The following is a 10,304-nucleotide window of genomic DNA, read 5'->3' as shown; positions in this document are numbered from 1 at the left end:
TGGAGTTCGTGAAAGAGAGGGAGACGGTGGTCGATGCCGGGGAACTGGAGGTGTGAGTGATGTTCCTCTACACCAAAAACTTCGACGAGCAGAAGGCGAAGGCGATGGAGGGCCTCAGGCAGGCCTTGGCGGAGGGCAAGGTTGACGAGGACATAATTGCCCTGCTTGAGAAAATCAACGCGCTTGAGAACTACTTCACAACGAGCTCTTGCTCGGGCAGGATTTCGGTCATGGAGATGCCCCACTTCGGCGACAAGGTCAATTCCGTCTGGCTCGGCAAGTGGCACAGGGAAGTTACCGTTGAGGAGGTCCTTGAGGCGGTTGGGAGGCACTCGGCCGGTCAGCTCTGGTTTCTTGTCCGGAGTCCTATCCTTCACGTCGGCGCGAGAACGCTTGATGATGCCGTTAAGTTGCTCAACCTCGCCATAGGGCTGGGCTTCAAGTACAGCAACATCAAGAGCGTGAGCCATAAGAAGCTCCTCGTCGAGATTCGCTCGACCGAGAGAATGGACGTCCCGCTCGGCGCGGACGGCGAGTTGTGGGTGAGCGAGGACTACATCAGGAGAATTGTGGGCATAGCGAACGACCAGCTGAGAAGGTTTAAGGGGAAGCTGAAGAGGCTGGAGGAAGAGGTTGGAAAGCTATAACGACGCCTTGCTCTTAATGGGAGTGCATCCATATAAACGTCTTCAGCAGGGTATGGGCGATGATGAGGATGATGGGCAGTACGAGAAGAATTCCGAGTTTCCTCTTCTTTGGATAGATTAGCATTCCCAGAAGGCAGTAAAGTGCCTCTGAACCTGAAAGCAGCAGGGCGTACCGATACCCGATGGGGTCTTTGCGGTAGAAGTTCAGAATCGGGCGTATCACATCAACGCGGACATCAGAGTATTTCGCAACCAAACCCACCGCGACCAGAAATGAAAGCGAGATGAGGGAACCAATGAGAATTTCCCTGGAACCCGGGGAGGGGTCTTTTCCAACGAAACGCGCGTAGATAAAGATGGAGAAGTCTATAAACAGCACTCCCACTGCCAGGAACAGGGGGAGACAAAGCATAACACACATAACAGCGAGATTGATGACGTAAACAGCGCCCTTCTCAAATCCCCTATTCATAACAGCCGTGCCGAGGAGACCCCACAGTAGAATTACGAAAGCGACATCATTTGTCAAATCCCGTATAACCCTAATGTCCGTCTCGTCAATAACCCGGGGAAGCTCCCTGAATCCAAATTTGGAATTGCGTTCCTTTTCAAGACGCCTTTTGAGTATGAAGAGGGCTATCGCGAGCGCGATGAAGAAGGAGACGACTGCCGCTATCAGCCCGGAGATTGTAATGGTCATCTTCTGGGAAGGAACACGCGGACGAAAATAAAACAGTCCCCACAGGGCCATCCAAATCATTAAAGGGACCAGCACAGCTTCCAACATCAGCTTCCGTCCGGGTTTCATATTAGACACCTCCGGCAGAGTTTAAAGGTTGAAGATGCTCCAAACAACGAAGAGCATGGCCACTGCAAGTGAAAGCAGAACAAGCGTGAGGATTCTCCTCCCAACTCTGCACGAGAGATAAACTCCCAGAAAACCAAACAGTGTGTTTAAGATTGAGAGAATCAAAAACCCCTCGGCGTTCCTAACCACGGCATTGAACATTCTTAGAACGTCTTCAGGGTAGTTCTTGGTTAAAACGTAAGAGGAAACAGCCCAGATAACAGGAATTGCGAGAGTCGAGGCAAGGGACGTTTTACCGATGAACTCAAAGGCATCCCCTGCTCTTTTACTCTTGAGAAAGTACAACGGGAGAGCTACAATCCAAACTACCATTGTGACAAAGACTGGATACATCACCACCATAAGAAAAGCCAGGCCAACGAACGCCAGTATGGCAAGGAAAACATCGTGAAACCCCAAGAGAGACGTACTGAAAATTCCCCAGAGAATGAGGTGATGGGCTATGCATTCCTGAACGTCGTACTTCAGGTAGCCTGAATCCCACGGTTCCTTCCAGTGCTCCTCAAGAATCTCGTCAATTCTCTTGATGTCACTTTTCTTATATCCATGCTTCTCTAAAATGCGGGCGAGGAAGAAGACCATTGAAGCCACCATGAGGACAAAAAGAATGAGCGTACTAAGAACCCATTCACGGGTTATGACGCCGAGTTTCACCCAGGCGAAGCCAAACAGCATCGAGAAGAGCACTACAGGAAAAACGAATATCTGGAGAATAATTTTCCACCTCCTCATTAAGACCACCAAGGGAGCCTGACACCGGAACTATAGTAAGTGCAGTTGGATTAAAAATTTTTCTCATATATTAGTAAGCAAAATCAAACAAACCCAAGTTGATGGGAACACCAGATATGCGAGAAGAGTTCTCGCGGAACCAAAAAGTGTTCAGGAATTAAAGGGGAGAAGAATCAAAGCCTTCAGTCGAGGTCGCTACTGAAGTCTTCACTTCCACCCTTGCCGCCTTCCTTCTCCTTCTCGAGCTTGCTGGCGGCGATGACGTCGTCGATGCGGAGTATCATTATGGCGGCTTCGCTGGCGCTCTTGATGGCCTGCTTGGTAACCCTGAGGGGAGCGATGACTCCCTTCTCCATCATGTCGGCCGGCTCGCCCTCGAAGACATCGACACCGATGCTCGGACCCTTCTCCTTGTGGGCGGCGATGACCTTGACGAGGGTCTCGACCGGGTCGAGTCCGGCGTTCTCGGCGAGGGTCCTCGGTATAACCTTGAGGGCCTCAGCGAAGGCCTCGATGGCGAGCTGCTCCTTGCCGCCGACCTCCTTGGCGTACTCGTCGAGCTTGATGGCGAGCTCGATTTCAGGAGCACCTCCGGCCGGGAGTATCTTGCCGTCCTCGACGATGTCCTTGACGACCTTGACGGCGTCCTCAAGGGCTCTCTCGACTTCATCAACCACGTGCTCGGTTCCACCGCGGATGAGTATGGTTACCGCCTTCGGGTTCTTGCAGCCTTCAACGAATATCATGTTCTCGCCGGCGACCTTCCTCTGCTCGACGAGCTCGGCCTCACCGAGGTCCTCTGGGGTCAGGTCGCGGATGTTGGTGACTATCTTGGCACCGGTTGCTTTCGCGAGCTTCTCCATGTCACTCTTCTTGACCCTCCTGACGGCCATTATGCCATACTTAGCCAGGTAGTGCTGGGCCAGGTCGTCGATGCCCTTCTGAACGAAGACAACGTTCGCTCCGACCTCCTTAATCTTGTCGACCATCTCCTTGAGCATGCGCTCCTCCTGCTCAAGGAAGGCCTGGAGCTGCTCCGGACTGGTAATCCTTATCTCGGCGTCGGTCTCGGTCTCCTTAACTTCCAGAGCGTCGTTGATGAGCGCAATCTTGGCGTTCTCAACCCTCTTCGGCATGCCGGGGTGAACGACCTCCTTGTCGATGACGACACCCTTGATGAGCTTGGTCTCGCGAACGCTCGCACCCTCCTTCTTCTCGAACTTGATGTTGTCGAGGTCGACCTTGTACTTGTCGCCGACCTTCTCGGCGACCTGCCTGACGGCCTCAACGGCAATCTCGGCGAGGTACTCGCGCTCCTCCTCGGCGGCCTTACCGGTTATGGCAGTAACGGCGGCCTTCTTGAGGGTCTCGACGTCGTCCGGGCTGACCTCCTTGGCGATGTTCTCAAGAATCTCCTGGGCCTTTTCGGCGGCGAGGGCGTAGCCCTTGATGATTATGCTTGGGTGGATGTTCTGGTCGAGGAGCTCTTCAGCCTTCTTGAGGAGCTCACCTGCTATAACAACGGCGGTGGTGGTTCCATCGCCGGCCTCCTTGTCCTGAGTCTTAGCCACCTCAACCATCATCTTGGCAGCAGGGTGCTGGATGTCCATCTCGTCAAGTATGGTGGCACCGTCGTTGGTGATGACGATGTCTCCGAGGCTGTCAACCAGCATCTTGTCCATTCCCTTCGGTCCAAGAGTGGTTCTAATGGTCTCGGCGACGATTCTGGCGGCGAGGATGTTCAGCCTCTGGGCGTCCCTTCCAACGTACCTCTGAGTCCCCTCAGGCAGAATAACAACCGGCTGTCCGCTCATACTCATTTTGACATTCCTCCAAACGTTTTGCCTTTTTGCGGAATCACTTCGTCAGCGCTCTATATAAACTTTTGGTTCAAAAATATCAAACTATGACCAAAATTTTGGTCAATTGATAGAAAAATTCGATAGAGGTCATAGAAAGGGCTAAAACTTGAAGTGAGAGGCTGAGTATGGTGGTCGAATGAGGCTAATCGCACAGGGGGCTGAGGCGAAAATCTACGAGGGAACCTTTGAGGAGGTCTTCGGCGTTCCTCTCCTCAAGGAAAGGGTCATAGTGAAGCACAGGGTTCCCAAGAGGTACAGGATTCGGGAGATAGACGTGAAGCTCAGAAAGGAGCGGACCGTCAGGGAAGCCCGAATTCTCCACAGGGCGAAGGAGTTCGGCGTGAACTGCCCGTACGTCTACGAGGTTAACCTGCGCGACATGGTGATAGTCATGGAGTTCATCGAGGGAAAGCGGCTTAAGGAGCACCTCGAAGAAGTTCCGATGGAAGAGAGGCTGAGCCTCTGCCGGGAAGTCGGGAGGCAGATAGGGAAGTTGCACAGGGCGGGCATCGTTCACGGCGACTTAACGACGAGTAACATGATTCTCAGGGAAGGACGGGTTCACCTGATAGACTTTGGCTTGGCGGACTTCGATTCGACCCTCGAGGCAAGGGGCGTTGATTTGCACCTCCTCAAGAGGGCAATGGAGAGCACTCACTACACCTGGTTCGAGGAGGGCTTTAAGGCCGTTCTCGAGGGCTACGCAGAGGTTCTCGGTGAGAAGGCGAGGAAGGAAATCGAGGAGAAGATAGAAGAGATAGAGAGCAGGGGAAGGTACAGGGAGCGGAGCTGGCTCAAAGCTTGAACTTGTTTACCGCGTTCATGAGCTCCTTAACGACCTCCTTGAAGTCTGAAAGTGTGGCCCTGACCTCCTGAAGGGCTGAGGTCTGCTCCTCTGCGGCGGCGCTGACCTGCTCCGCGGCCGCAGTGGTTTCCTGAGCGCTTGCGGCAAGGTTCTCGAGGAAGCGGAGTCCCTCGTCCACCTTCTCTCCCTCTTCAAGTATCTTCTCCTTGAGCTCCGCCGTTTTACGCTCCATTTCCTCCATAAGCTCGGCAATCTGGGTGAGATACGAGACGCTCTCCTTAAGGGCTTCCGTTGAGGATGAGACTGTTTCAACGCTCTTCTCGGTGACGTTAACGCTTTCCTCTATTTTGGCCATTATCTGTTCGACTATGTTTCTTATGTTGTCTGCGGCTTTTTTGCTTTCTTCTGCGAGTTTCCTGATTTCCTCGGCAACAACCGCAAAACCCTTACCAGCTTCCCCAGCACGAGCAGCCTCAATAGCAGCATTCAAAGCAAGAAGATTAGTCTGCTCCGCAATACCAGTAATAACATTGGTGATGTTCGTTATGTGCTTGCTCATCTCCGCAACTCCCCTGACGGTCTCCTCTATCATGGCCATCATGCTCCGGATTTCCTCAATCTGCTCCACTGCTTTCTCTCCCCTCTCCCCTCCTTCCCTCGCCAGCGCCGCCATATCCTTCATCGTGTGCTCAAAGTCCTCCATGGCGGCCATAGTTTCTTTTGCGACCTCGTCAATGTAGCGCATGTTCTCGGTCATCTGGTTTATGTTCTCCTGCTCGCGCTGGGCTTCAATGCTCACCTGGTTGATTGCCTCGGCCACCTGCTGAATTGCCTCACTTATCTGGTCAATGTTCTCCTTAATCACGTCGGTCCTTTCCTCGATGACGTCTGCGGCGTCTTTGATTGCTTGAACCATGCTACGGAGGTTTCTCCTCATCTTTTCCAGTGCCTCCCGGATGTCCCTCAGATGGCCGTTGAGCTGGGTGTCCACAGCGCTGAGGTCGCCCTCGGCAATCCTCTCGATGATTCTCTTTACGACCTCTATCTGCTCCTCGATTTCCCTCCTGTACTGCTCCACCTCTTGGGGAATTCTCTGGGGTTCCCTCGCGGATAGGGCTATGTAGGCTCCAACGGCGGTTCCCGCGATACCCCCCGCAAGCCCCGCCACGGGGCCGGCTAAATAAGCTGGAACGATTGTTGAAACGAACGCTATAACGGGTGAGAGTACCGAAACACCCCTGCCGTCCATAGGCACCCCTCCCTCACCTGTACGCTTTAAAAATACTTAAAGCTTTCTAATCAAAAAGAGTAATAACATAACGTCAAAAAAATGTAGTAACTACCTACACAGAGACCTACACACTGTCCTTAAATGCCCCGAGTATGCGCTCGTATATCCTCCTCTCCGCACCCCGGGACTTTTTAGCGAGCCTTTCAACTATCAGCTCAGGCGTGCTTCTCCCGAGCTTTCCGAAAACGGGCTGCCTGTCAACGATTAAATTGAGGTTCTCGTCGAGACCCTTTGCCTCTATTCCATCAACCCTCGCAAAGGGAAGCTCCCTTTTCAGGTCCTCCCCGAGGTGGGACACTATGACGACGTAGAACCCCTCTTCGTGGGCAACCTTGAGAAGTTCACCGATAATCTTAACGGCCGCTCCGGGTTCGGTTATAGCCTCGAATTCGTCTATCAGGAGCAGCTTCCTGCCGGGCTTCCTCAATGCCCTAACGAAGGAACGGAGGGCCGTCTCAAACGCCCCGGCTCCGTAGACGCTCCGCTTCCTCTTGAAGAGGAAAATCTCCTCCAGCGGCTCGAGCCAGGCCCTCTCGGCTGGAACCGGAAAGCCCATGTGGAACAGGATTCCCACCTGTGCTATCAGCTCGAGCAGGCTCGTCTTCCCACCGCTGTTGGCACCGGTCAGTATGACGACCCTCTCATTCCCCACGTTTTCCGATGTTGGGACGCTGAAGTCCTCCGGTTTTCTTCCAACAACGTAGCTGACCGGCTGAGGGTTTTCAATGAAGAGATGCCTTCCCCTGAGGAAAGCGAAGCCGCCCTCCCAGGGTTCGGGGAACGTGAATCCCTCCGCGAAATCCTTAACGGCCTGGAGGAAGTCAAGCTCTTCCGCTTTCCTAAGCTCTTCCCTCAGCCTCGGTATGAGGTGATGAACCCTTTCAAGGATTTCGCGGGCTTTGATGTATCTCTCAACCGCAAGCTCCCTTTCGAGGACATTCCTAAGCTCTTCAATTCTCTCCGGGGAAACGCTGACTGGGTAAAGTTCTTCCCTCGAGAACAGCTCGACGTCAACCCCGAACTTTTCCGAAAGCTCCTCTTCCGCCCGGGCTATCAGGTTCAGGATTTCCTCCTCAACGCTTCCGAAGTGCCTGAATATTGCCTCGTAGTTTCCGGCCCTCAGCTGGGACAGGAAATCGAGAAGCTCCCTTCCGCTGAGCGTCAGGCTGAAGCTCTCAAGCTTTCTGGATATCTCCTCGTTCAGGGCGCGCTCCTTTTCAAGAACAATCTCGTCCAGGGAATCGAGGAGGGAAGCTCTCTTCACGACACCCTCAAACTCCGATAGTGCCGAGAGGAGTTCCCCTGCAACGCTTTTACTCCCCGTGATTTCCCCGATTCGTCCAAGCGCCTCGAGTGTCTCCCTGGCCTCCCAGAGGGGAAGAACGTAAAGCTCCGGGGCGACGTCAGCCGGTGAAAGCTCAACGTCTATCCTATATCCAACCGTGCTGAGAACGAGGGGATACTCCCTTGCCTCCTCGGGATTTGTGGTGACGTAGCAGAGGCCGAGAGCCTCGGCCTTCTCAATTTCTCCCTCGTCCACGAGCAGAACCCTGTCCGAGAGGAACTCCCTGCGGAACTTTATCGGCCTGATTTTCTCAAGCTCCTCCTTAATGCCCGATGAAATCCTGGGCAGGGCCTCCTTCAGGTATTCCTGCCTTCTGAGTATTTCTTCCGGACTGGAAGTGGGATAAAAGCTCTCAAGGTAGGCCTCGCTACCCCTGAGGACGAGCCTCGACTTAATCTCCCCGATTATCGCCCGGTATATGGCCCTTGCCTCGGCGTTCAGCCTCAGCCTCATGCTCCCACGTCAGATGGGTTTTAGACCTTAATCCTCTTCCAGACCGTTCCCTGCGGTGTGTCCTCCAGCTGGATTCCGAGCTTTCTCAGCTCTTCTCTGATTCTGTCGGCCAAATCAAAGCGCCTTTCCTTCCTGAGCTGGGCGCGGACTTCAACGAGCAGGTTTATGAGTTCCTCCTCGTTCCCGGCCCTCTGCTCCTTGAAGTAGTCCTCGAACAGGCCGAAGACCTCGCCAACGTCTCTGAAGAACTCCCACGCCTTCCTGAGAATGCTCTCCTTCGGCTTTTCCACCTCGGTGAGGTATCTATTGATAGCGTTGCTGACCTCGAAGACCGCCTTCAAAGCCTCGGCCGTGTTGAAGTCGTCGTCCATGGCCTCGTAGAACTTCCTCCTGGCATCTCTTATGGCCTCGTAGGCCCTGAACTCAGGCTCGTCCCAGCGGAACGCTATCTCAGCCCGCTCCATCGCCACGCGGATGTTTTCGAGAGTGTTGTAGAGCCTCTCAAGGTTGTTCTTGGCGTGCTCTATACCTTCTTCGCTGTAGTCAAGGGGCGAGCGGTAGTGCCTCTGGAGGACGAAGAGCCTTATAACCTCCGGGTCGTAGCGCTTGAGGAGTTCTCTAACGGTTACGAAGTTGCCGAGACTCTTGCTCATCTTCTCGCCGTTCAGCATCAGGAAGCCGGTGTGCATCCAGTAGTGAACCCACTCGTGGCCGAAGCAGGCCTCGCTCTGGGCTATCTCGTTCTCGTGGTGCGGGAAGATGAGGTCGTTTCCTCCGCCGTGGATGTCGAAGCTCTCGCCGAGGTATTTGCTGCTCATCGTGGAGCACTCTATGTGCCAGCCGGGCCTTCCCTCCCCCCAGGGGCTCTTCCACTTTGGCTCGCCAGGTTTAGCTTTCTTCCAGAGGGCGAAGTCCTCGGGGTTCCTCTTGCCTTCACCGGGCTCGACGCGCGCGCCCTTCACGAGGTCCTCGAGCTTTATCTTGCTCAGCTTTCCGTAATCTTTGAACTTCCTGACCTCGAAGTAAACGCCGTCGCTACCTTCGTAGGCGTAGCCCTTTTCCTGGAGCTTCTTCACGAAGTTGATTATGTCCTCCATGTGCTCGGTGACGCGGGGATAAACGTCGGCCGGCTTGACCTTCAAAGCTTTCATGTCCTCGAGGAAAATCCTCAGAAATTTCTCCGCGAGCTCCTTCGGGTCTTCCCCTGTCTCATTGGCGCGCTTGATGATTTTGTCGTCTATGTCCGTGAAGTTCATGACCATTAGAACGGTGTAGCCCCTGTGCTCGAGGTAGCGCCTGATGACGTCGAAGGCAATGTAAGTCCTCGCGTGGCCGAGATGGGGGTAATCGTAAACCGTTGGGCCGCAGACGTACATTCTAACCTCGCCTTCGCGGAGCGGTTTGAACTCCTCCTTCTGCCTCGTGAGGGTGTTGTATATCCTAATCGCCATTCCCACCACCGGGGCCTTTTGGGAGGGCCTTTTTATTAGCTTATCGTTGCGGGAAAGCTTAAAAACCAACTCCACAACTCCGGTTAGAGCCTGAAAAAGGGGGTTGTAAAGATGGTCAAGGTTGAGAAGGGAGACGTCATAAAGCTCCGCTACACCGGAAGGATTAAGGAAACCGGCGAGATTTTCGACACTACCGATGAGGAGATAGCCAAGCAGGCTGGTATTTACAAGGAAAACGGCGTTTATGGCCCCGTTCCGATAGCGGTTGGAGCAGGCCACGTCCTTCAGGGTCTCGACGAAGCCCTTGAGGGCCTTGAGGTCGGCAAGAAGTACGAGATTGAGATTCCGCCCGAGAAGGGCTTTGGAAAGCGCGACAGGAAGCTCATCAAGACCTTCACCCTCGGCCAGTTCAGGAGGCAGGGCATAATCCCGTTCCCGGGAATGCCGGTCGAGATTGAGACCGAGGGCGGAAGGAAGCTCAAGGGAAGGGTTCTCACCGTCAGCGGAGGTCGCGTCAGGGTCGACTTCAACCACCCCTACGCCGGCAAGCACCTTATCTATGAGGTCGAGATAGTCGAGAAGGTCGAGGACCCGATAGAGAAGGTCAAGGGCATGATTGAGCTCCGCCTCCCGAGGGTCGACGCCAACAAGGTCATCATCGAGGTTGGAGAGAAGGACGTCGTAGTTGACTTCACCCCGGTTCTCGACGAGGTTGACAGAGGAACCCTTGCCCTCGGCGAGATACTCCTTGAGAGCGACCTCAAGTTCTTAGGTTATGAGGAGATAACCTTCAAGCCGAACGTCGAGGAGCTTCTCAAGCCTCCGGAGGAAGCCGCCGGGGAGAACGTTG

General features: G+C 54.1%; 9 protein-coding genes. 3 read left to right on the top strand and 6 right to left on the bottom strand.

Going from position 1 to position 10,304, the window contains the following annotated elements; genetic code table 11:
• Positions 1-59 precede the first annotated feature (59 nt).
• Positions 60-647: a hypothetical protein gene (locus MVK46_RS04115; protein ID WP_297535383.1), complete on the top strand. Its 588-nt coding sequence runs from the start codon at positions 60-62 to the stop codon at positions 645-647.
• A 13-nt stretch (positions 648-660) separates the two neighbouring features.
• Here MVK46_RS04115 and MVK46_RS04110 read toward each other — a convergent pair whose 3' ends face one another.
• The 3 genes from MVK46_RS04110 to thsB all read right to left on the bottom strand — a co-directional run bounded on the left by MVK46_RS04110 (position 661) and on the right by thsB (position 4,067).
• Positions 661-1,455, bottom strand: a complete 795-nt coding sequence (locus MVK46_RS04110; RefSeq protein ID WP_297535382.1) for a hypothetical protein — start codon at positions 1,453-1,455, stop codon at positions 661-663.
• A gap of 21 nt (positions 1,456-1,476) precedes the next feature.
• Positions 1,477-2,247 carry a hypothetical protein gene (locus MVK46_RS04105; protein ID WP_297535381.1) on the bottom strand — a complete coding sequence of 257 codons (771 nt, stop codon included), beginning with the start codon at positions 2,245-2,247 and terminating at the stop codon, positions 1,477-1,479.
• 182 nt (positions 2,248-2,429) lie between these two features.
• Positions 2,430-4,067, bottom strand: coding sequence for a thermosome subunit beta (gene thsB, locus MVK46_RS04100; protein WP_297535380.1), 1,638 nt, complete (start codon positions 4,065-4,067; stop codon positions 2,430-2,432).
• A gap of 178 nt (positions 4,068-4,245) precedes the next feature.
• Here thsB and MVK46_RS04095 point away from each other — a divergent pair, with 178 nt between their 5' ends.
• Positions 4,246-4,914, top strand: coding sequence for a Kae1-associated kinase Bud32 (locus MVK46_RS04095; RefSeq protein WP_297535379.1), 669 nt, complete (start codon positions 4,246-4,248; stop codon positions 4,912-4,914).
• Here the strand turns inward: MVK46_RS04095 and MVK46_RS04090 are convergent.
• The 3 genes from MVK46_RS04090 to cysS form a co-directional block, all read right to left on the bottom strand.
• Positions 4,904-6,163 (bottom strand): methyl-accepting chemotaxis protein, encoded by a 1,260-nt coding sequence (locus MVK46_RS04090; RefSeq protein WP_297535378.1) that lies wholly within the window; start codon positions 6,161-6,163, stop codon positions 4,904-4,906. The genes MVK46_RS04095 and MVK46_RS04090 overlap by 11 nt on opposite strands.
• Positions 6,164-6,269: 106 nt before the next feature.
• A complete protein-coding gene (locus MVK46_RS04085; RefSeq protein ID WP_297535377.1) occupies positions 6,270-8,003 on the bottom strand; it encodes an endonuclease MutS2 in 1,734 nt (577 codons plus the stop codon).
• 20 nt (positions 8,004-8,023) lie between these two features.
• Positions 8,024-9,454 carry a cysteine--tRNA ligase gene (cysS, locus tag MVK46_RS04080; protein ID WP_297535384.1) on the bottom strand — a complete coding sequence of 477 codons (1,431 nt, stop codon included), beginning with the start codon at positions 9,452-9,454 and terminating at the stop codon, positions 8,024-8,026.
• Positions 9,455-9,565: 111 nt separating this feature from the next.
• Between cysS and MVK46_RS04075 the strand changes: the two genes are divergently transcribed.
• A partial coding sequence (locus MVK46_RS04075) for a peptidylprolyl isomerase (RefSeq protein ID WP_297535376.1) occupies positions 9,566-10,304 on the top strand: 739 nt, incomplete at its 3' end.

The organism is Thermococcus sp. (genome assembly GCF_027066465.1).
Classification (GTDB): Archaea; Methanobacteriota_B; Thermococci; order Thermococcales; family Thermococcaceae; genus Thermococcus.
The sequence above is the reverse complement of the archived record's forward strand: the minus strand, read 5'-3'. Positions and strand labels throughout refer to the sequence as shown.

What these genes read in the sequence shown, in the direction of transcription:
- MVK46_RS04085 (WP_297535377.1), bottom strand. Translation starts at nt 8,003, where the DNA reads ATGAGGCTGAGGCTGAACGCCGAGGCAAGGGCCATATACCGGGCGATA.
- MVK46_RS04105 (WP_297535381.1), bottom strand. Translation starts at nt 2,247, where the DNA reads ATGAGGAGGTGGAAAATTATTCTCCAGATATTCGTTTTTCCTGTAGTG.
- MVK46_RS04115 (WP_297535383.1), top strand. Translation starts at nt 60, where the DNA reads ATGTTCCTCTACACCAAAAACTTCGACGAGCAGAAGGCGAAGGCGATG.
- MVK46_RS04110 (WP_297535382.1), bottom strand. Translation starts at nt 1,455, where the DNA reads ATGAAACCCGGACGGAAGCTGATGTTGGAAGCTGTGCTGGTCCCTTTA.
- thsB (WP_297535380.1), bottom strand. Translation starts at nt 4,067, where the DNA reads ATGAGTATGAGCGGACAGCCGGTTGTTATTCTGCCTGAGGGGACTCAG.
- MVK46_RS04090 (WP_297535378.1), bottom strand. Translation starts at nt 6,163, where the DNA reads ATGGACGGCAGGGGTGTTTCGGTACTCTCACCCGTTATAGCGTTCGTT.
- MVK46_RS04095 (WP_297535379.1), top strand. Translation starts at nt 4,246, where the DNA reads ATGAGGCTAATCGCACAGGGGGCTGAGGCGAAAATCTACGAGGGAACC.
- cysS (WP_297535384.1), bottom strand. Translation starts at nt 9,454, where the DNA reads ATGGCGATTAGGATATACAACACCCTCACGAGGCAGAAGGAGGAGTTC.